24 protein-coding genes are annotated in these 21147 nt (G+C 52.4%); 7 read left to right on the top strand and 17 right to left on the bottom strand.

Annotated elements, in window-relative coordinates:
- The coding region (locus tag ACKQTC_RS06145; protein WP_408977554.1) for a hypothetical protein at positions 1-222 on the top strand (222 nt) is incomplete at its 5' end.
- Here the strand turns inward: ACKQTC_RS06145 and ACKQTC_RS06140 are convergent.
- The 5 genes from ACKQTC_RS06140 to dnaB all read right to left on the bottom strand — a co-directional run bounded on the left by ACKQTC_RS06140 (position 219) and on the right by dnaB (position 6258).
- The gene (locus ACKQTC_RS06140) at positions 219-1088 is read right to left on the bottom strand and encodes a ComEC/Rec2 family competence protein (RefSeq protein WP_408977553.1); all 870 of its coding nucleotides are present in this window, start codon (positions 1086-1088) and stop codon (positions 219-221) included. The genes ACKQTC_RS06145 and ACKQTC_RS06140 overlap by 4 nt on opposite strands.
- 82 nt (positions 1089-1170) lie before the next feature.
- Positions 1171-2364, bottom strand: a complete 1194-nt coding sequence (locus ACKQTC_RS06135; protein ID WP_408977552.1) for a pyridoxal phosphate-dependent aminotransferase — start codon at positions 2362-2364, stop codon at positions 1171-1173.
- Positions 2365-2559: 195 nt separating this feature from the next.
- Positions 2560-3219, bottom strand: coding sequence for a Crp/Fnr family transcriptional regulator (locus ACKQTC_RS06130; RefSeq protein WP_408977551.1), 660 nt, complete (start codon positions 3217-3219; stop codon positions 2560-2562).
- 33 nt (positions 3220-3252) lie between these two features.
- Positions 3253-4812: a bifunctional metallophosphatase/5'-nucleotidase gene (locus tag ACKQTC_RS06125; protein WP_408977550.1), complete on the bottom strand. Its 1560-nt coding sequence runs from the start codon at positions 4810-4812 to the stop codon at positions 3253-3255.
- An 87-nt stretch (positions 4813-4899) separates the two neighbouring features.
- The gene (dnaB, locus tag ACKQTC_RS06120; protein ID WP_408977549.1) at positions 4900-6258 is read right to left on the bottom strand and encodes a replicative DNA helicase; all 1359 of its coding nucleotides are present in this window, start codon (positions 6256-6258) and stop codon (positions 4900-4902) included.
- Positions 6259-6412: 154 nt separating this feature from the next.
- Here dnaB and ACKQTC_RS06115 point away from each other — a divergent pair, with 154 nt between their 5' ends.
- Both ACKQTC_RS06115 and ACKQTC_RS06110 read left to right on the top strand, forming a co-directional pair.
- Positions 6413-6805, top strand: coding sequence for a VOC family protein (locus ACKQTC_RS06115; RefSeq protein WP_408977548.1), 393 nt, complete (start codon positions 6413-6415; stop codon positions 6803-6805).
- A gap of 21 nt (positions 6806-6826) precedes the next feature.
- A complete protein-coding gene (locus tag ACKQTC_RS06110; RefSeq protein ID WP_408977547.1) occupies positions 6827-8341 on the top strand; it encodes an IMP dehydrogenase in 1515 nt (504 codons plus the stop codon).
- Positions 8342-8389: 48 nt separating this feature from the next.
- Here the strand turns inward: ACKQTC_RS06110 and ACKQTC_RS06105 are convergent, their stop codons facing one another.
- The 5 genes from ACKQTC_RS06105 to ACKQTC_RS06085 are packed head-to-tail and all read right to left on the bottom strand — an operon-like array spanning position 8390 to position 12139.
- Entirely contained in the window at positions 8390-10129 is a 1740-nt protein-coding gene (locus ACKQTC_RS06105; RefSeq protein WP_408977546.1) for an aryl-sulfate sulfotransferase, read from the bottom strand.
- 2 nt (positions 10130-10131) lie between these two features.
- Entirely contained in the window at positions 10132-10698 is a 567-nt protein-coding gene (locus tag ACKQTC_RS06100) for a DUF3783 domain-containing protein (protein ID WP_408977545.1), read from the bottom strand.
- A gap of 9 nt (positions 10699-10707) precedes the next feature.
- Entirely contained in the window at positions 10708-11058 is a 351-nt protein-coding gene (locus ACKQTC_RS06095) for a DsrE family protein (RefSeq protein WP_408977544.1), read from the bottom strand.
- A 17-nt stretch (positions 11059-11075) separates the two neighbouring features.
- A complete protein-coding gene (locus ACKQTC_RS06090) occupies positions 11076-11753 on the bottom strand; it encodes a thiamine diphosphokinase (RefSeq protein ID WP_408977543.1) in 678 nt (225 codons plus the stop codon).
- Complete coding sequence (locus ACKQTC_RS06085; protein WP_408977542.1) at positions 11750-12139, bottom strand: hypothetical protein; 390 nt, start codon at positions 12137-12139, stop codon at positions 11750-11752. Before ACKQTC_RS06085 ends, ACKQTC_RS06090 begins: the two co-directional genes overlap by 4 nt.
- Positions 12140-12261: 122 nt before the next feature.
- Between ACKQTC_RS06085 and ACKQTC_RS06080 the strand changes: the two genes are divergently transcribed.
- Positions 12262-12930, top strand: coding sequence for an HAD family hydrolase (locus tag ACKQTC_RS06080; RefSeq protein WP_408977541.1), 669 nt, complete (start codon positions 12262-12264; stop codon positions 12928-12930).
- The gene (locus tag ACKQTC_RS06075) at positions 12923-13168 is read left to right on the top strand and encodes a hypothetical protein (protein WP_408977540.1); all 246 of its coding nucleotides are present in this window, start codon (positions 12923-12925) and stop codon (positions 13166-13168) included. The genes ACKQTC_RS06080 and ACKQTC_RS06075 overlap by 8 nt, the downstream gene beginning before the upstream one ends.
- An 18-nt stretch (positions 13169-13186) precedes the next feature.
- On the opposite strand, the gene ACKQTC_RS06070 is transcribed toward ACKQTC_RS06075, so the two are convergent.
- Positions 13187-13825, bottom strand: coding sequence for a C39 family peptidase (locus ACKQTC_RS06070; protein ID WP_408977539.1), 639 nt, complete (start codon positions 13823-13825; stop codon positions 13187-13189).
- Positions 13826-13950: 125 nt separating this feature from the next.
- Between ACKQTC_RS06070 and ACKQTC_RS06065 the strand changes: the two genes are divergently transcribed.
- Positions 13951-14670: a SanA/YdcF family protein gene (locus ACKQTC_RS06065; RefSeq protein WP_408977538.1), complete on the top strand. Its 720-nt coding sequence runs from the start codon at positions 13951-13953 to the stop codon at positions 14668-14670.
- A 50-nt stretch (positions 14671-14720) separates the two neighbouring features.
- On the opposite strand, the gene ACKQTC_RS06060 is transcribed toward ACKQTC_RS06065, so the two are convergent.
- From ACKQTC_RS06060 to ACKQTC_RS06050, 3 genes are read right to left on the bottom strand one after another with little or no spacing between them, the layout of a single operon-like run.
- Positions 14721-15395, bottom strand: coding sequence for a DUF554 domain-containing protein (locus tag ACKQTC_RS06060; protein ID WP_408977537.1), 675 nt, complete (start codon positions 15393-15395; stop codon positions 14721-14723).
- 40 nt (positions 15396-15435) lie between these two features.
- Entirely contained in the window at positions 15436-16116 is a 681-nt protein-coding gene (locus tag ACKQTC_RS06055) for an epoxyqueuosine reductase QueH (protein WP_408977536.1), read from the bottom strand.
- A 2-nt stretch (positions 16117-16118) separates the two neighbouring features.
- A complete protein-coding gene (locus ACKQTC_RS06050; RefSeq protein ID WP_408977535.1) occupies positions 16119-16547 on the bottom strand; it encodes a GNAT family N-acetyltransferase in 429 nt (142 codons plus the stop codon).
- A gap of 166 nt (positions 16548-16713) precedes the next feature.
- On the opposite strand from ACKQTC_RS06050, the gene ACKQTC_RS06045 reads away from it, so the two are divergent.
- On the top strand, positions 16714-18099 hold the full coding sequence (locus tag ACKQTC_RS06045) for a citrate synthase (RefSeq protein ID WP_408977534.1): 1386 nt from the start codon (positions 16714-16716) through the stop codon (positions 18097-18099).
- Between the two features lie 76 nt (positions 18100-18175).
- Here ACKQTC_RS06045 and ACKQTC_RS06040 read toward each other — a convergent pair whose 3' ends face one another.
- The 3 genes from ACKQTC_RS06040 to ACKQTC_RS06030 all read right to left on the bottom strand — a co-directional run bounded on the left by ACKQTC_RS06040 (position 18176) and on the right by ACKQTC_RS06030 (position 21105).
- Positions 18176-19009 (bottom strand): Mrp/NBP35 family ATP-binding protein, encoded by an 834-nt coding sequence (locus tag ACKQTC_RS06040; protein ID WP_408977533.1) that lies wholly within the window; start codon positions 19007-19009, stop codon positions 18176-18178.
- Positions 19002-19397, bottom strand: a complete 396-nt coding sequence (locus ACKQTC_RS06035) for a NifB/NifX family molybdenum-iron cluster-binding protein (protein WP_408977532.1) — start codon at positions 19395-19397, stop codon at positions 19002-19004. The genes ACKQTC_RS06040 and ACKQTC_RS06035 overlap by 8 nt, the downstream gene beginning before the upstream one ends.
- A gap of 223 nt (positions 19398-19620) precedes the next feature.
- Positions 19621-21105, bottom strand: a complete 1485-nt coding sequence (locus ACKQTC_RS06030; RefSeq protein ID WP_408977531.1) for an SLC13 family permease — start codon at positions 21103-21105, stop codon at positions 19621-19623.
- Positions 21106-21147: the final 42 nt, after the last annotated feature.

The raw sequence follows: 21147 nt of genomic DNA, 5'->3' as shown, positions 1-21147 counted from the left end.
GGGGACACCTGGGTAATCACCTTATCGGCCTTCCTCTGTGGCCTGGGCTTTTACCCCCGGGTCTTCCTGGTGGGCCTGGCTCTGGCCTTGACCCAAGCCCTCCTGGACAGCCTTTGGGTCGGTGCCTTAAGCAGGCGGCCCATCCCCCTCGTCACCTGGCTGAACATCGGCTTGGCCCTATCCCTGGTCATTTGGCCGAGGGCCCTGGACCAGTGGCTCTAGGCCGCCAGGGCTTGACTGGTCTTCTGGGCGGCCAGGTAGAGCTTGTCGCCGTCACTTTCCAGGGCAAGGTGGCCACTCCTTTCAGTGGTATAGACCTCTGCCCCCATTTGCTGCCAGCGCTTAATGACCAAGTTATCCGGATGGTTATAGCTATTTTCCCCTACTGAGATGATGGCTACATTCGGAGCTGCTGCCTGGACAAAGGCCGGCGAGCTGGAGGTCGCACTGCCATGGTGGCCCACTTTGACCACTGTAGACCGGATTTTATGGCCATAGCGGTCCACAATGGCCCGCTCCTCTCCTTTTTCAGCATCTCCGGTAAATAAAAAACTGTGCTGCCCATAGCGGAGGCGGAGGACAATACTGGCCGCATTGCCTTGGCTTTCCTGGGCATTTTCAGGGCCGAGGACATCACAAACCACCTGGTCCGTCAGCTGGAAAAAATCTCCCGCCTGCAGGGGTTGCGGCGACAAGCCTTGGACCCGGGCCGCTGACAGAAAGGCGGAATAGACCCGGCTGTCCTCTTGGCCATTGCTGTAAAGCCGGCCCACCGGGTATTTATTTAAGATGTTCACCAGGCCGCCGATATGGTCATCATGGGCATGGGTGCCTACCATGGCCTCAAGCTTTTTAACCCCATAGACGGCCATGACCTGATCAACGGTTTTAAAGGCTCCGGGGACGCCACCATCAATTAGCATGGCTGTCCCATCGGGGGCAATAATCAGGGCACTATCCCCCTGGCCAACATCAATAAAGATCACCTTCAAAATACCGTCCGCCGGTGCCGGCTCATGAAAACCCGCCGGTGCACAGCCGGTGACCAAGAGAATGATTAAGGTCCATAGTGTAATGAGTCTTTTCACGCACTGCTCCTCCTATCACGACACTATAGCCCATTATACAAAAAAAATAGCCCGGCATAAATGCCGGGCTAGGGAATATATATTATTTGCGGCCAGGATAAGCTTTTAAGCCTTCTTCTAAGACTTTCATAGCTTTTTCAAGTTCCGGCACTTCTAAGATGTAGGCAATACGGGCTTCGTCTTTGCCTAAACCTTCAGTGGCATAGAACCCTTCCAGCGGCGCCATCATAACGGTTTCACCGTTGTAGTCAAATTCGGTCAGCATCCAAATAATGAATTTTTCAGCATCGTCGACCGGGAATTTAACAGCAACATAGAAGGCACCCTTCGGTTCTTCACAAACAACCCCATCCATTTTCTTGAGGGCGTTGTAAACGGTGTCACGACGTTTACGGTACTCATCGTTGACTTCTTTGAAGTAGCTGGTCGGGGTCCGATATAATTCGGTTGCCCCAATCATTTCCATGGTCGGTACGCAGAGACGGCCTTGGCAAAGTTTCATGATGCTGGCCATGAAGTCTTTGTTTTTGCAAGCCAGGCTCCCAATCCGAGCGCCACAAGCGCTGTAACGTTTGGAAACGGAGTCAACGATGACCACGCGGTCAGCGGCATCAGGGTAGTTACCGAAACTCTTGTATTCAGAATCGTCATAGACGAATTCACGATAAACTTCGTCAGCGACGATGAAGAGGTCTTTTTCTTTAGCGATATCGACGATCATTTGAACTTCTTCCGGGGTGTAAACGACACCGGTCGGGTTCCCAGGGTTATTTAAGATAAAGGCCCGGGTCTTGTCATCGATAACCTTTTCAATTTCTTCTTTGGCCGGCAGGTGGAAACCATTTTCCGCCTTAGTGGTGATCCCTTTCACTTCAACGTTAACAGCTGCAGAGAAACCGTTGTAGTTGGTGTAGAAGGGCTCTGCGACGATAATGTTATCACCCGGGTCACATAAGGCAATGATTGAAAAGAGCAAGGCTTCACTGCCACCGTTGGTGATGATGATTTCATCTGTAGCGAAGTCCATATCGTAGGTTTTATAGTAGTCTTGAATAGCTTCAATCAGTTTTGGGTCCCCAGCGGAATCTGCATAAGCCAAAACTTCCAAGTCCACATTTCGAATGGCTTCAAAAAAACCTTTCGGCGTTTTGATGTCCGGTTGGCCGATGTTGAGCGGATAGACTTTTTTACCAGCCTTCCGAGCCTCATTGGCATAAGGCACTAAGCGACGAATAGGTGAAGCTTGCATTCCTGATGCGCGACGTGACATTTCCATATTTGTCTCACTCCATTTCAAAATGTAAACAATACAATTAATTTGTAATTGCTTTAATTGTCAGTATCATCATATCATAATGAATATTAAAATTCCATGTTTTTACAGAAATACTTATTTGCAAAAAAAGGCTGCGGCCATCTCAGCCCTGCTCAATAGCGGGCCTGGTGTGGTCGCAGCCTATTATTATAATTTCTAATAGCTCAGCTGACGCTCATTCATGATATAGGCGAGCATTTTATCTGCGTCAACAATATAGACCCGTCGTCCTTCTGTGACGATGATCCCTTCTTCCCGCAGGGCCCGCATCATTTTTGAAATCGTCACCTTATGGACGCCGAGCTTCTGGGATAAACGAATAAAGCTGGAGTAGTCCGGATGAACGCGGCGGCGACCATCTTCTGCCAGGTAGGAGTTGAAATAGAGCAATTTACATAATTGGTTGGGTACCCGGCCTTCCTGGCGGGCCGCAAAGAGCCAGCTGATCTGCCGCTGTTTGTCAATGCTAATGGCCAAAAGCTGCTTGAGCATAACCGGGTCCTTGCTGAAATAATCCATAGCAATATCAACCGGTATCCGGTAGGCGCAAGTCGGCTCGGTTGCAATAAAGTTGCACTCGCTCTTTTGGTCACTGGAGAACATCGCCAGGACCCCGACCAAGGCGTCATAAAAGGACCCAAAGGCCATTTTGAAGTCAAAAAAGACTTCGTTGCCACCTTCCGTTTGGGCCCCCCTATAACAGCGCCCGGTTTCTAAATAGTAAATGGACTCAACAAGCTCCCCCTGCTTGATGATGTAATCGCCACGGTAAAAAGTCAACCTTTTCACCCCAGGGCGATTTAATAAATCTTCCATTCCCCTCTTCCTCCTTTAATTAAATAAATGATGTTAATAAACGACTTTAAAATTATCGCTGTTTTTCGCTTCAATAACGGGATTTTGAATAATATACTCCACAATAAGGTCGGCCATATCGACCTGGATATCCTGGATGACCTTATCCTTGTTATACATGGGATAGTCCCCCCCACCAATGGCCCGGTAATTATTCATCACTATCTTGAGGGGCTGGTCCGGCTGAACCGGCTCGCCGTGATAATCCAGGCGGGTAATCCGGTCGCCAACAGGTTTCCGGATATCCATGGTGTAGTCAATCCCCGAGTACATGTCATAGTTGTAATACTGGATAAAGGGTTTGGCAAAGGCATCACTAATGCCCAGAGACCCATCGTCATTGACCTTGTAAAAAGCGGCACACCGCTCCAGGGCCTGCTTTAGGTCAACACCTGATATTTCAAGTACTGCTAAAGTATTGGCATAAACATAGTTATTGACGATATTGCGCACCGTTACCGTTTCCGGTAAGCCGGCAGACTGGGCGTTAAAGATAGCTGTACAGGAGATATCCACCCCTGCCACCTTCATTTGTAGCCGGTTCACAAAGTCCACATAAGGATGCATCCGGCTGCGCGCCAGGATGGGGTCACTAATGGTCATATCCCCCTTGACCTTGCCAATGGGTTGGTCTAGCCACTCATCGACCTCTTGGGCCAGAGGGGCTATTGCCGTCATAATTTCTTCATTAGCGTTGACTTGGCCGCTGTTCAAAAGGCTGACATCATGACAGGCTACCCGGTAATTGCCCGGGCCATTCCCCTCGATACAGAGGTGGATCAGGCCCAGGGCCTCACCCCGCCAGCCTGGCATAATATATGGCACATCCTTATAAATCCCCTGCATTTGTCGATGCTGGTGGCCAGTGATGAGGGCGTCAATGCCCTCCACTTCTTCAATTAACCGGCAGGCAACATTTTCCCCGGCCTGCAGGCTAATGGATTCGCCGGTTTGGGGGTCTCGTTCAAAACCGCCATGGTAGGCGACAATGATAATATCTGCTTTTTCTTTAAGCTGTGGCAGCCATTCTTGAGCAGTTGCCACCGGGTCTGTGAACAAAAGGCCTTCAATATGGGCACTCTTCTCCCAGCGTGGCACAAATTCCGTCACCAGACCCAAAACCCCGATTCGCACCTCCTGACGTTCTAAGACCGTGTACGGCGGAAAGGCCGGTTTACCACTGGTCTCATCAATGATATTGGCGCAAATAAAGGGAAAGGTGGCTTCCTTAATCCCTTCGTCTAAAAAGTCGCGACCAAAGTTAAACTCATGATTGCCGATAATGGCTACATCACAAGCCATCTGGTTAAGGCAGCGGATAATCTCCCGCGGTCCCCTTTCCGCATGATACAGGGCTAAGTATTGGGCCAGAGCCGACCCTTGAATCAGGTCACCATTATCAATATAAATAACATTTTCATGTTGTTTGCGTACGGATTCAATGACACCGGCTGCCTTCGCCAGCCCTAGGTTGGTCGATTTGTTATCAGCCAGGTAGTCGGTCGGCCCAATATAACCATGAATATCACTGGTCGCAAAAATATAAAGATCCATCTGCACCACCTTTTCTACTCATAATACTTTAAAATTTGCGCCTATGCTTAACTTTACGGTAATTAACACAGAATGTCCAGCTTTTTGCTAGATATTCATCGGCGGTTCTGCATAAGCGGCTAAATTCCCAAACTTGGTAAACTCTTTTTGGAAAGACAGGGCCACTGACCCAGTCGCCCCGTTTCTGTGTTTGGCAATGATAATATCCGCAATGCCCTGGCGCTCGGTCTCTTCCGGAAAGTAGTACTCCTCTCGGTAGATAAAGAGGACCAGGTCGGCATCCTGCTCCAGAGACCCGGATTCCCGCAAGTGAGACAGGGCCGGCCGCTTGTCCTGGGTCGCTTCAACAGACCGGGAAAGCTGGGATAGGGCGATGACTGGTACATCCAATTCCCGGGCCAGGGCCTTCAACGACCGGGATATTTCCGACACCTCTTGCTGGCGGTTTTCTGTCTTCCCACTTCCCCCCATGAGTTGCAGATAATCAATGATGATAAGGCCCAGGTCCGGGTGCTCTGCCTGCAGCCGACGCGACTTGGCCCGGAGCTCCCGAATACTAATGGCCGGGGTATCATCGATATAAATCGGCGCCTCTGCCAGGGGAGCAATGACCGAGACCAGGGGCCCCCAGTCTTCTTCCGGCAGTGACCCGGTCCGCAAGTAAGACTGGTCCACCTGGGCTGTCGCTGAAATCAACCGCTGGACCAGCTGTTCCTTACTCATTTCCAGAGAGAAGATGGCCACCGGCACCCCCTTTTCGCCCATGGCGGCATTAGAGGCCATGTTCAAGCAGAGGGCCGTTTTACCCATGGCCGGTCTGGCTGCAATAATAATAAAGTCACTTTTTTGCCAGCCGGAGGTGATGTGGTCCAAGTCTGTAAAGCCGGACGGGGTCCCTGTTAATTCATCTTTTTGCTGGGATAATTTCTCCAGCCGCTCTAAATTCGCATCAACAATTTCCCCGATGGGCACCAGCCCCCCCCGGGACCGGTCTTGAGAAATATCCAAGACGATTTTTTCTGCTTCATCTAAAATTTCTTCAACCGGGTCAGAATCCTCAAAGGACCGGTCTGAAATATGCCGGCTGGCATGAATCAGCTTACGCAGCACGCTCTTCTCACGAATAATTTTCGCATATTCATTGCAGTGGTAGACAGAGCCAATGGCCCCAGCCACCTGTGCCACCCGCTTGAGGCCTCCGGCTTTTTCCAAGAGGTCCATCTTCCGCAAGCGTTCGGTTACAGTAACCAGGTCAATCGGCTCAGCGGCTTCGTTCATTTCCACCATCACCCGGAACATAATCGCATTTTCGGGGATATAGAAGTCTTCTTCTTTTATGATTTGCACCACTTCATGAATGCTGTCTCGGTCACGAAACATAGCAGCTAAAACAGCGTTTTCAGCCTCTTCACTGTGTGGCGGCATTTTATCAGCCCAGTCGCTCATATGCTTGCCTCCTTTGAGTATGGTCATTATAGCATACCTCTCTACTTTTAGGTTTAATGACTTTTAAGACTTCCTAAAAGGATTGAAGAATGCAGTCTGTTGTAAACCGGGCGCTTGTGCTACAATAATGGAAATCAATAAGAGGAGGGCTTACATGCAGTTTCGTTTTCTACACAACAACATCAATGTCACTCATTTAGAAAATTCGATGGCATTCTATGAAAAAACCCTTGGCTTACAAGAAGTCCGCCGGATAGAAGCAGAAGATGGCAGCTATATCATTGTTTATTTAGGTGATGGCGTGAGCCGGCACCAGTTGGAGCTCACCTGGCTCAGAGACCATCCCCAACCCTATGACCTAGGCGAAAATGAATTCCACCTGGCCTTTGAAGTCGAAGACTTTGCCCGGGCTTATGTCTTCCACAAGCACTTGGACTGTATCGTATTTGAAAACCCGGCGATGGGCATCTATTTCATTGCAGATCCGGATGGCTACTGGATTGAAATTTTACCCGTCAACCATGGTCAAGAAGACCAAGAAAACTAAGACTTGAAAGGAGCGTATGACATGGCCTTCATTTACGACGAACCCTCTCATACATTTAGTGAATACTTATTGTTACCCGGCTATTCCTCTGCAGAACATACCCCGAATAACGTGTCCCTAAAAACCCCCCTGGCCCGCTACAAAAAAGGGGAAAGCTCGAAACTGTCTATTAACGTCCCCCTGACATCTGCCGTTATGCAGGCGGTTTCCAACGACACCCTGGCCATTGCCCTTGCCCAGGAAGGCGGGATTTCTTTTATTTTCGGGTCCCAGCCCATTGAAAGCCAGGCGGAAATGGTCCGCCGAGTCAAAAAACACAAGGCCGGCTTCGTCACCAGTGATTCCAACGTTCGCCCGGAAGATACCTTGGCAGACGTTCTGGCCTTAAGAGCCAAAACCGACCACTCCACCATGGCCGTAACCGAGGACGGGAGTCCTAATGGAAAGCTCCTGGGTCTGGTCACCAGCCGGGACTACCGCCTATCCCGGACCCCCAAAACCACCCCGGTCAAAGACTTTATGACCCCCTTTAAGGACCTGATTGTCGGTGATGAGACCACTACCCTACCGGAAGCCAATGACCTGATTTGGGAACATAAGTTGAACCAGCTGCCCATCATCGACAAGGCTGGCAACCTCCTCTACTTAATCTTCCGTAAGGACTATGACACCAATAAGGATAACCCCCTCGAACTCTTAGATGACCGCAAGCGGTATGTCTGTGGCGCCGGTATCAACACCCGCGACTATGAAGACCGGGTCCCGGCCCTAATCGAAGCCGGGGTCGACGCCCTGGTCATTGACTCCTCTGAAGGCTATAGCGAATGGCAGGCCCGGACCCTGGCCTGGGTTCGGGATACCTACGGCGACGATGTTATCATCGGGGCCGGCAATGTCGTCGATGAAGAGGGCTTCCGCTTTCTCGCTGAAGCCGGCGCTGACTTTGTAAAAGTCGGTATCGGCGGCGGCTCCATCTGTATCACCCGGGAGCAAAAGGGGATTGGCCGCGGCCAGGCAACGGCTGTCATTGAAGTGGCCAAGGCCCGACAAAAATACTTCGAGGAAACAGGCATCTACATCCCCATCTGCTCTGACGGCGGGATTGTCTACGACTACCATATCACCCTAGCCCTAGCCATGGGTGCGGACTTCGTCATGCTGGGCCGCTACTTTGCCCGCTTTGACGAAAGCCCCTCCAACAAGGTCCATATTGGCAACAGCTACATGAAGGAGTACTGGGGCGAAGGGTCTGCCCGGGCCCGGAACTGGCAACGGTATGATATGGGCGGCGACAGCAAGCTCTCCTTTGAAGAAGGCGTTGATTCCTACGTGCCCTACGCCGGGGCCCTCAAGGACAACGTCCAACTGTCTTTAAGCAAAATCCGTTCAACCATGTGCAACTGTGGCGCCCTGTCGATTGCTGAACTGCAAGACAAGGCCAAACTGACCCTGGTCAGCTCCACCTCTATTGTCGAAGGCGGGGCCCATGATGTCACCTTACGCAATGCCGACATGGATGGGTCCAACCACCTATAAAAGTGCATATAAAAAGGAAGGCAGTCAGCTGCCTTCCTTTTTTATTGGTCACTTTTTCTCATCATATAAGTCGATGGCGCCAGCCCGGTAGAGGGTGCTGTCCACCCATATCGCCGCCTGCCAGGTCCCCCTTTTATCCTCCAGGGGAATCCGCCAGGTGACCGGGCGTTCCGGTCCCTCGTTCAAGGAATACTTCCATTCACAGCCATAGGGCCAGCGGTTGGTCTGCAAATAGTACCAATCGGTCTGCTCCTCTTGGCTCAGGCGCAAGGCCACTGCCTCACCTTGGAAAAAAGTGCCCTTGATGTAAAGGCTATCGCCCCATTGCAGGAGCTCGCCCTGAACATCTTCCAGCCCTTTCTCTTCTGCCTCAACCGGCAGGTCAATATCTACCTGCATGACCGGCGCCCAGTCCCCCAGGCGGCCGATTGCCGGGGTATTGCCGGCTTTGAGCCGGTCTGGGGCAATCAGGCTAGCGGCTGCTGTCGCTGCATCCAGCCGGTAGCTGAAAATGCTCTCTCCGCGGTCCGTTAAAAGGTAGCCTTCGCTGGCTACAGGGGCCCCCTCGATGGCCCGGTAAAGGGCCGGCGGGGTATTGTCCCGGGCTGTGGCCCCTAGGTGCAGGTGCAGCTGGTCCTCGTACCGGCCCAGGCTATTTAAAACCGGGGCCGGCAAGGGGCTCTGCCAAAGGACCGTTTCCCTACCGGCTGCAATCTCCAGCAGCTGGGCAGGGCCTGCCGGGTCTCCCTTCCCGCCGGGAAAGCGGTTGGACAGGAGGTGCCAGGCCCGATCCCCAGCAGCCAGGGCCCCGGCCGGCTGCCGGTAGGCCGCAAGGGGGATCACTTGGCAAAAGGCCGGCAGGTCCAGGTATTTGACCAGGCGGTCCTCACAGTAAATCTGCCGGCATTTAGCGGTTACCGGGTCCAGGCCAAAGGTCATATTGATGGCCGCAGCGCTGACCCAGACCAGGCCCTCTGCCGAATCATAATGGAGGGCGGAGAGCTGGATGGGGTCGGTTCCCCGTTGGCCGGGCAGTCGGGGCATTTTTCCCAAGAGGGTTTTGGCCTGCCAGAAAAGCTGGGCCTCCCCTTGGTCATCCAGGACCCAGAGGCTATCCCGAACGGTGCCGGCATGGGGGTCTCCACTGATGACCAGGAGGCGGCCATCGGTCAATTCGACCAGATCTTCAGCAAAGCCAGCGCCAAACCGCCATTCTTTGTAGACATAGCCCAGGGGGTCCAACTCCCAGATGGCTGTGCCACCGTGAGGCGGCGCCGGATTGAGCGGGGCCCCGGTCAAGAGGTGGCCCCGCCGATTGACCTTGAGCACATGGCTACAGGGCGCCTTTAAGTGCCAGCGGACCCGACCCCGGTCATCATAGGCGACAGGCCCGGTTTCCCCATCGGCAAAGACCAGGCAAAGGAGGTCCGCCAGCTGGCCTTCACAGGTCAGATCAGCTAGGGAAGGGGCCGGCAGGTCAATGGTAAAGGTATGACTTTGGCCATCCCGGTCCTTAAGGGTCACCTGGTTTTCTTCACCGGCGACCAGCCCCCACAGGCCAACCAGGTGGAGACTGCTTTTCTCTGTCACCCAACTGTATTCATTGACTTGTACGATAAAGGACTGGGGCCAGTCTGTGTGAAAGCAAATAACAGCGGTCAAAGGGGACTGGCCAAAGGGGTCAATGACGACCTGGCCCTCACTAAGGGCGTGCCGCTTAGCCAAGGCCTGTAGGGCCAGCCGCTTGTCTGCCTGGTCGGCAAAAGGAGAGGGCAGGTACTTAAACATGCTCAAGCATGCCCCAGGAGGCTGAGAACGCTCAGGTTAAAGTTCTTTAAAATCGTCTCGGCTTCATCCGGCGTCATATCGCCTTTTTTAGCCCGCTCCAAGGCCTCCTGCCCCTGCTTATAGGCCGCCTGAAAAGCCTGCCAGCCTTCAGGGCTGTAGTCTTTTTCCTCGAAGGCCGTGGTGCCAGCCATGAGCCGCTGGAGCTTCACCAGGGCCCGGACTTCCCGGTCTTCTTCCTGGATATGGCGAACGAGGTCACCCAGGAGGTAGGACCGGTTATTGGCGGTAACCATGGCCTTGTAGGGCAGGTCAATGGCCTTTTCCCGTAAACCATCCAGGAGTTTATCCAGCACTTCATCGCTGATATCCATCAGCATAAAGGCCACATCCGGTGCATCTTCCGGTTCTTTATTCAGCTGTCCCTGACCATTGTCCAGGAGCTCCTGGACTGTCAAGAGCAGGTCCCCGGGGCTCAGTTGCCGCCAGGGTTCATCCAGGGCATTCAGCAGGTTCATCAGGTCAAGCCGGGCCTCATCGGCCAGGGCATCCATATTGTACATCCAGATCATAGGTCCTCCTTAAGGGCGAATATAAGCATAACCGGCAGCCTGTTTTTGAGCCATTTCAATAATGGCCGCCTCTACCACCTGCACGCCGGGCAATAACTGGTCAGGGTCGATGTCTTGCCCGGTCAGGGCATTTTGGCAGGCCAGGACAGCAACGCCCTCTTGCATATAGCCCTGGAGCTCTTCAGCGAAGCCCTGGTCCTTGGCCCCTGCAGTGGTTAAGCCACGCACCGCCTGGGCATTGACCACAATCTCTATCTGGCCACTGAGACCATGGGCATCAAAATACTTGAGCGTATTATAGACATTCCCCAAACAGGTCCCAAAGCGGTCTAATTCATCAACATGAAAAATAATATCCACTTGTCACCCTCCTATACTTAATCACAACTCACAAATAACCAGGCATCCCCTCGGCTGATGGTAACAGTCGCCTCAGGGCCGACAAATTCATTGCTGATCAATAAACTTTGCCCACAGGGGACCTGAGCCGAATCGAGCCCATAGTATAAGCCGGTTAAGCTGAGTTCGACGCCTTCATCGGAAGTCGGCACCAGGCTTAACTGATGGTTTGAAGCCGGCACCTGGTAGCTGTGGCCGGCAATATACCGCATGGCATTTTTTTCATCCCACATCACAACGGACTGCCCCTGCCGGCCGTAGCCGGTCACTAAAAAATAGTTGGCTGTACTGTGGTCCCACCGGCTCCCGGTCCCGCCCAAGACCAGGACCTCCTGGTAGTCATGCTGGAAAAGCCATTCCAGGGCGGCCTGGGTGTCGGTAAAATCCTTCTCAACCGGTAAAATAATCGATTCACAATCCCGGTCCTTGAGCTGGGCCAGGACCTCAGGTGCCAGGGAATCCATGTCGCCTACAATCATATCCGGCCACAGGCCCAGGCGGACCAGGCTGGCAGCCCCACTATCGGCACACATGGTAAAGGCGGCTGCGGCCTGGCCCTGGGCGATGAGGGCCCGACTGGGGCTGGCCCCACCGGTAATAAGGAGGGCCCGCCGGTCGACAGCCCTATCTAAAAGACGGTCTGACAGGCTAATCATTTGCGAACCATCTTTACATCAATAATCCGGTCGCCATAGTCAACAATGAGCCCCTTATAGGGGCCGGGAGTGGCATCCAGATCGTAAATGAGGTGCCGGCGGAAGGCCTCATCCCGGCCTTGGGGCTTAAATTCAGCAACCACAGCGGTATGGGGTCCAAGGGGCAGGTCAGTCAATAAAAAGTCTGCCTTTTCACCGGGGGCCAGGCCCAGGTGGTCAAGGGTTTGGTCGGTCCCGTTGGTCCCGACGCTTATATCAAACGCTTCCTTTGTTGCATTGGTCAGCGTCAAAGTCATTTCCTGGGCTCCTTCTTGGATCTTTTTACGGCCCAGGCCCAGACCGGCCAGGACCAGGAAGGCCAAGAAGACAAGTCTTTTGTTTTTCATACTCATTCCTCCTGCTTGCATGATAGCACAGGCCCCGGAGCGGTGCAATCTGTATATTTGCAGCCGCTCCTTCTCATGATATACTGTATATAACTGTATTTTTCCTGTTAAGGAGGGCGCCTATGCGTGCAGCAATATTTGATATGGATGGAACCCTGGTTGATTCGATGCCCTATTGGCGGCAGCACCTCAGGGACCTGTTGGCTGAAAACGGGGTCGACTACGGCCCGCAGATGGACCGGATCGTCAATAGTCAGGGGGCCTTTGACCTCCTCATGGAGGCTGTCAAACCCAACCACCCGGACATCAGCCGGTCTGAAGTCATCGCCATCTACCAGGGCCGGATGCTGGAAGACTATCAGACCAGGATTCAGCCTAAAGAAAAGGCCCTGGCCTACCTTTCCAGCCTAAGAAAAGCCAATATTCCCTGCTGCATCGCCACCGCCACCCCTCGCTACCTATTTGAAGATATGCTCGTCCGGACGGGTTTAGCAGAGTGGATTGACTTTTCCATTACGGTGCCGGAAATTGGCAAGGGCAAGGGCCAGCCGGATATTTTCCTCTATTGTGCCGACCGGTATGGGCTTCCACCCCAGTCCTGCGTGGTGTTTGAGGATACCTTAAAGGCCCTGCGGACAGCTGCCCAGGCCCAGTTTTATACCGTCGGCATCGCCGATCCGGCAGCCGTTGGTGATGAAGAAGCCATCGAGGCCACTGCCGACCGCTACATCCACTCTTTCCAGGCCCTTTTGGACCAGCCCCTGGACTTCGGAGGCAAAAAAAATGGATAAGCCCGCCATCCACAGCCTCTATTACGCCATGGATATAGCCGAAGACCTCCAGTCCTTCAGCTATATCCAAAAGGAAAATGTCATGGACCAGATGGACCGGTACAATTTTGCCGCCGGCAACTGGGCCCCAACCCTGGAGGAGCTGAAAGGCAAGGCCTTTGCCATCCTCCTCTTTTTAACCGGTGAAGACGAGGCCACCGTCTCCCAAATGATTTTTGACGCAGAAAAAAACGACTGAAAGTTTTCAGTCGTTTTTTTACTGGGCAATAATAACGGCCCGCATGCCCATCAGGAGGTAGTTCCTTAAGAAGAGCCAGAGGGGCATGTCCCGTTGGCCATTTTGCGGGTCAGACAGGTGGACCGTCCCCCAGCTAATGCCGTCTAAAACAGCCACATGTAAGTTTTCATAGGGCTGGTAGATCTCTTCGCCGAGCTGCCAAACCGTCCCCGGCTGTTTACGGGGGATTTTATCATCAACGGTAATCCAAACCAAAACCGGCTCACCCCGCTGCAGGTGAAAGCCCAGCCGCCAGGGATCTGTAAAGCGAGGGGCCTTGACCTTTAAGGGCATCTGCTGGGCGGTGAAGTGGCGCTCGGCAGCCCTGGCGATAACAGCCGGGTAGGCATAGTAGCCATTGCCGTAAGGGTCACCGACATAGGCATCATGGGGGTCGGTGGTGCCAATGGGCCCCTTGTCCAGGTAGTTGTCAATAATGGTCGGCCCGCCAACCGGCACCATATAATAGGCCGATACCATCGATAAGGAAACCGCCTCACAGCCGTTGGGCATGCCCGGCAGTTGGCTTTCATACGGCACCTCTACACTGGCAGGCCGGAGGGCCAAGCCGGTAGCGACCAGCAGGAAGACCAGGAGAAAGCGAAAAAGCCATTTCATGTGCACTACTCCTTTCGACTCACTTACAAGGATATCCCCGGACTTTTCCCGCTTTTGATGACAGGTGTTTCAAATCCGGAGGATTTATTGTATAATCTGACACAGAACATATAAGGAGGAAAGTTATGTCTCAAGACAGTCGCGCCGGCCGGATAGCCATGGGATTTCTATCTAAAATCTGGCACCTCGTTGCCGGCTTACTGATTATCGGCCTACTCATTATCATTGGCTTTATCGGCACCAATATATATGTCCTGGCCCAGAATACCGATAATCTCTGGTTAACCAATGATTTAGCCAACAAGCAGGCAGATATTATCCTGGTTCTGGGGGCCGGTTTAGATGAGAATGGCAAGCCCAGCCCCATGCTCGCAGAACGGTTGGATACTGCAGCTGAATTATATCGCAATAAAGCCGGTAAAACAATATTGCTATCCGGCGACACCGACCAAAACTACTACGATGAAACCAAGGCCATGCATGCCTATCTCAAGGAAGCAGGCATTCCTGAAGACGTCATGGATATTGACCCGGACGGGACCAATACCTATAACTCCGTAACCCGGACCAAGAATAAGTTCAATGCTGAAAAAGTCATCATCGTCAGCCAGCAATACCACCTTTATCGGGCTCTGAATATTGCAGATACCATTGGCCTGAAGGCCTATGGCGTCCCCGCCGACCAACACCCCTGGGAGGGGCGTGAACTTTATGAAGGCCGCGAATTCTGGGCTCGGATTAAGGATGTCCTGCAAAGCCATAGTGAAAACTGGCCCCTGCTCATTAAAGATGGCCTCAATGCCGCGATTGATTGGTCCGGCAAGCACATCAACCGCTTATTTTAATAAGGACCTATCCTAAAAATGGACCTATAGCCTAGCTATAGGTCCATTTTTTATACAAAGTAACCTAAAATCCCGCAAACAAACATCCCCGGCAGGAGATTGGCCGTCTTAAACTCTTTGATGCCCGCCACAGAAAAGCCAATGGCTACAATCAGCAGACCCCCGGAAGAGGACATATAGGCAATGACCTGGTCATTTAAGATGGGCTCTAAAACCCCAGCTAAAAGGGTCAATCCCCCTTGGTAAATAAGTATTGCTGCACCGGAAAAGACCACGCCCACCCCCAGGGTGGAGGCCAGAACAATCGACATAATCCCATCCAGAGTGGACTTGACGAATAAAACGTCATAATTATGGTTGACCCCGGCCTCAAAGGCCCCGACAATGGCCATGGCCCCGATACAAAAAATCAAGGAAGCCGACACAAAGCCATCGACAAAGTTAGAATCCTGGACTCGCAGGGCCTTTTTAATATGGCCACCCAGGGCATTAAGCCGGTCATCGAGCTTGAGCAGGGTCCCAATCAAAGCCCCCAGGCAGAGGCCCACGACCAGGACCACATCATTCGGCGACTTAAGGGCCATTTTCAAGCCAATCATAATAACGACCAAGCCATTGACCTGCATAATTAAGTTACGGACCTCTGCCGGAAGGCCGCGCTTTAGCAGTAAGCCTGCAAAGGCGCCTAAGACAATGGCAAGGACATTCACAAGAGTACCCAGCATATATTTTTCTCCTCTACTCACTTATCAGATCAGGTAAAGCCTAATCCCCTTCCACTGGTTCTACCACCCCGGCTTGCATTTCTTTCGCTGCCAACCGGTCCTGCCATTCTCGGTAAGAATAGGGGCAGCCGCAGTAGGACTGCCGGTAAATATCTTCAGCCTTACAGAACTGGATGCTTTTCTGATAGCCCCCGCCCTTCTTAAAGTCATTGGGCAAATGAGGAATCCCCACTTCTTCGGCAATCTCTTCCCCTATTTCATTGATTTTTTCAGCATTCTTATAGGGGCTGATGGAAAGGGTTGAGGCAAAGTAGTCTGCGCCGGCGGCCTTAGCCGCCTCTGCTGCCGCCCTTAAGCGGAAAGCATAGCAATGAAAGCAGCGCTCACTGCCCTCGCCTAAGTGGGTGTAGCCGGCCACCGCCTGATTAAACCGGTCCACATCGTAGCTGCCCACTTCTAACTTAATCCCGTAGTCTCTTGGCAAGTGGGCGATGACCTTTTCCTGGTAGGCCAGCCTTTTATCGAATTCTGCCCGCGGTACAATATTGGGATTATCAAAAAAAACAGTGATATCAAAAAAGGGCCCAAGATAGTCTAAAATCGCTGACGAACAGGGGCCACAACAAGAGTGCAGGTATAGAGAGGGGCGTTTTTCCTTAAGGTCCCGAATAATCCGCTCCAGTTCCTTGGAAAATTGCCGCCGTTTGCCTGCTGCCTTCATACCTAATCACCATACCTTAAGTCTTTAACCATGAGGACATGAGGACAGTCCTCTTCGACAAAGCCCGGCCCCTCCTGCCGGTAGCCGCATTTTTCATAAAAGCCCTGGGCCTGGGCCTGGGCGTGTAAGGCCACCCGCTTGCCCCCCTGGGCATAAATCAGGGCCTCAGCCAGAGCCATGACCCGTTTACCTGCACCGGTCTTCCGCGCCGTCTTTAAGACCGCTACCCGGCCGATTCGATAGGTCTCCGGGTCATCCGGATCCACAAAGATCCGGGCGGTCCCTACCGGTGTCTGGTCTTCATAGGTCACAACATGCAGGGCCTGATCATCGACTTCATCAAACTCCTCGACAAAGCCTTGCTCATCTACAAAAACCGTCTGCCGGATGGCTTTTGCCTCGGCCGGCAGGCCCACTTGTACAATTACCATAACTTTCGCTCCCCCTCCAAGTCTCGCTTCCACTTTTCCCTACAGGTTACGCTATCCGCCTTTTCCTTGTCAAGGCATTTCCCTTTATACCAACCTTTGAAAAGACTTTTCAGAAAACATTTTCCATGCTATACTGACTTTATGCTTTGATGAAAGGATGATCGATATGCCCCACGATTTACATTACGATGAGCTGCGCAGTCAAATAAAAGGCCTCATTGATTATGTACGTCAAAATAATGCCATAGAGCCCTCTGTCTTCGAAAAATACAATGTCAAACGGGGCCTCCGGAATAAAAATGGCACCGGGGTGCTTGTTGGTATGACCCGGATTTCAGACGTCAATGGGTATACCATTGAAGACGGGAAAAAAATACCAATCAAAGGGCAGCTCCGGTATCGCGGCATACCGATTGATGACCTGGTTAATGGCTTCATCAATGAAGAGCGATACGGCTATGAAGAAGTGGCCTACCTCTTGCTTTTCGGCCTCTTGCCCACAGAGAAGTCCCTCTTGCACTTTAACCAACTCCTTAGCCAACGGCGAAACTTTCCGGCTACCTTTAAGGAAGACGTCATCCTAAAGACCCCTTCCCGGAATGTCATGAACAAGCTGCAAAGCATCATCCTGGCCCTCTACACTTATGACGACAACCCAGATGATGTGTCCCTGGATAAGCTCCTGGCCCAGGCCATAGACCTAATTGCCAAGGTCCCCCTCATGCTGGCCTATGCCTACCAGGCCAAGCGACACTACTTCGACAATAAGAGCCTCATCTTACACCAGCCACTGATAGAAGGCGGTACTGCAGAAAACATCCTCCACCTAATTCGGCCGGACTCCCACTTCACCCGGCAGGAGGCAGAAATTCTCGACCTCCTCCTCTGCGTCCAGGCCGACCATGGCGGTGGTAACAACTCTGCCTTTGCCACCCACGTGGTTTCCTCTAGCGGTACGGATACCTATTCTGCCATCTGTGCGGCCATCGGCTCATTAAAGGGCCCCCGCCATGGGGGCGCCAACCAGCGGGTCCACCATATGATGGAAGACATCAAGGGCCATGTTAAGGATTGGAAAAATGAGAAGGAACTCCGAGCCTATATTGAAAAAATCATTGCCGGCGAGGCCTATGACCGGAGTGGCCTGGTCTACGGGATGGGGCATGCGGTTTATACCATGACCGACCCCCGGGCCGAGCTTCTAAAAGAAAAAGCCCGGGCCCTGGCTGAAAAGACGAACCACGTTGCAGAATACGAGCTCATCACCGACCTGGCCCGCCTGACCCAGGATATTTTACGGGAACGTAAAGGGGATGACTACCATATTTGTGCCAATGTCGACCTCTATACCGGCATTATCTATGACATGTTGGGGATTGATGAAGACCTCTTCACCCCCCTCTTTGCCGCAGCCCGGATGGTCGGCTGGTGCGCCCACCGGATGGAACAGGTCATGGACAGCAAGATTATGCGGCCTGCCTATGTCTACGTCCCCAACAATAACCTGACCTATCTGCCGATTGCAGACCGGACCGGCATAACCCAGGCCTAAGGCCCTTAGAGCCGGCCAGGCAAAAAGAAAATAAAAGACCACCCTTCATATGAAGGGTGGTTTTTGGTATGCAAGGCTATATCTTTTCCAGACCGGCGACCAATTCCGCCAGCCAATCCCCCTCTATGTCCGTTATTTTCCCCTGGTCACAGGCCTGGGCCAGGGCCGGGTTAATAGGAATTTGAGCGATTAGGGGAATATTATAGGCCTCACTGAGGGCCTTGACCTGGCTCTCTCCAAAGATGGCATGCTTTTCCCCGCAAGAGGGACAGGTGAAGTAGGCCATGTTTTCAACCAGGCCCAGGACTGGAATATGAACCATTTCCGCCATTTTAACAGCCTTTTCAACAATCATCCCAACCAGGTCCTGGGGAGAAGTCACGACGATAATCCCATCCAGAGGCAGGGACTGGAAGACCGTTTGGGCCACATCCCCGGTGCCCGGCGGCATATCCACAAACATATAGTCCACATCCCCCCAGCAGACATCCGTCCAAAACTGTTCGACGGCCCCGCCAATCATGGGCCCCCGCCAAACAACCGGGTCGGTGTGGTCGGCCAGGAGCAGGTTAATACTGATGACCTTAATCTTGTTATCGGTCAGGGCAGGAATGATTTCCTGGTGTAGGACCTCTGCATTCTTCTCGACGCCAAAGATATGGGGAATCGAAGGGCCTGTTATATCAGCATCCAGAATGGCCGCCTGCCGCCCCCTCTCCTGCATGGCAACGGCCAGGAGAGAAGTCACCAGGGACTTCCCGACCCCGCCCTTCCCGCTGATAACCCCAATGACCTTTTTAATCTTGGAGTGCTTGTTGGCAGGTTTCAAAAAACTTTTGGGGCCCTGGTTGGACGGGCAGGCGCTGCCACAAGAGCCACAGTCATGGCTGCAACTGTCTTGATCAGTCATGGCAATGACCTCCATCTGCGCTGCCGCAGGAATGACCCGCCTCATGTGTGTGGTCATGGTCCCGGCAACAAACATCCGGATTGTACTTCAAGTCACCAGCTAGGAAGTCCTCCACAGCCTGGTCAACAGAACCGGTGACGCCGCCAAAAAAGCGAATGTCCGCCTTATTGAGGGTTTCCTGGGCCCCTGGGCCAATATTTCCACAAATAACCGTATCAACACCGAGCTGCTTTAAAAAGTCAGCCAGGGCCCCGTGGCCATTGCCCGCCGTATCCACAACTTCTGAAGACTGGATGGTCTTATCTTCAATGGTAAAAAGCTTAAAATAGGCCGTTCGACCGAAATGCTGGAAAATCTCGCCCTGGTCATATGTCACTGCAACTTTCATAGTATCCTCCTTCTGGAATTTCCTTATACGCTAGACCGGCAGGAACCTGCCAGGTGCTAGCCAGCTAAAGGCCACTAGGGGCCTGTCAAAATACGTGTCTCTTTTCTATATACCATTTGTCCAGGACTTGTAAAACGCTGCCAGCTACAGGCCCGGAAAGCCCCTTCCAAAGAAAAAAGTCCTCCCGACTATCGAATCGGAAGGACTTGAATTTACGGATAACTTACCCGAGGAATAAGAACTTAGCCAAGGGGTAACCAATAAAGGCGTAAACCAGAAGGGCTACAAAGCACATGGGGAAACCATAGGCATAAATCTGCTTGGCTGCCAATAAGTCTTTGTTCCCGTGCATCATCCCGGCATGGGGGGATGCAGCCGGTGTCAGCATGGCCACGAAGACCAACATACCGACCCCAACCATGAGCGGTTCACTGTTGATACCCAGCTGCTCGGAGAAACCAAGGATAACCGGCATCAGGACGACGGCCATCGCCGCGTTATTAGCAAAGTTGGTGATAACCAGGGCAACGGCGAACATGATAAACATAAAGCCAAATTCAGACTGGTTCCCTAAAACCGGTTCCAGTACGGTCACCAGGAAGGGCTTAATCCCGGTATTGTCCTGGGACAGGGCGTTCCCGGCATAAACAGCAGAGATAATTAAGAAAAGAACACCCCAGTTAAACTGGCTGCTAGCGGCCTGCTGGAAGGGCAGGACCGGCTTGCCGTCCACCCGTAAAATCATCAGCGCCACAATGACGAAACCAGTGACACCGATAACCCCGAGCCGGGCCAAGAGGCCGATACCGGGCCAGGTTTTGGGTAAGAAGCCAGGCATTAAGACCAGGACGATGAAGACAAAGAGAGAAATAATGACGTATTTCTGCTGCTTGGTCATAGCCGGTAGGGGGTGCTGGGTAAAGTAGTCGGTGTTGATATTCTTAATGCTGGAAATATCCACCCGAATAACAAAGCGGATAAAGGCCAGGTAGATCAGGACAATAACCATCCCCATGCTGAAGTTGACAAGAATCCAGCTGAGCATGTCAATGGTAATCCCCGTAGCCTTTTCATAGGCCCCTAAAACAACCAGGATGGCCCCTTTAAAGGGTAACATCGGTTGGCCCAGGGTTGAGGATAGGAAAACCCCAAAGTTAAAGGTCGTCCAAAGCTTATCGCCCTTTTTAACCCCAAAGGAAGATAGCATATCCATCCCGATATTCCACACGATTAACAAGGAAATAACCGGGGAAGTCATGGCCGACAGGATAAAACAGGCCAGGTAGAACATAAACATAAAGACATAGGGTCTGCCATTAATGATTTTCCGGGTTACAAACCAGCGGGCAATGTACTTGGTGGCCCCGACATACTCAATGGCCCCAAAAAGAACCATGGCCAGCATAATCAGGACAACGGTATCGCTCCCGAAAGCCTGCATACAAACGGCTTTAACGCCTGCATACCCTTCAAACTCTTCACCTGCAACCCCAGATAAACCCAAAAGAATAATACCTAAAATACTGGGCCAGATGGAGCCAACGGTAGACCACAAGTAAACCATACCTAAGAAGACACCGGCCACCCGCATCCCAATAGGGGTAACGGTCATTACCGGGTCTAGGACAAACCAAAATAATGCCATAATGCCAATCCCAATCGCCGCATGGATATAGGGCATCATCGATTGCTTTGTTGCTTGCGACATCTCTTTCTCCTTTCATTCCATACAAATACATACAAAAAGTCA

Origin of the sequence: Peptococcus simiae (assembly GCF_046097595.1) — a bacterium.
Lineage (GTDB): Bacteria > Bacillota > Peptococcia > Peptococcales > Peptococcaceae > Peptococcus > Peptococcus simiae.
Note: the sequence above shows the minus strand (reverse complement) of the source record. Positions and strands in the feature narration are given on the sequence as shown.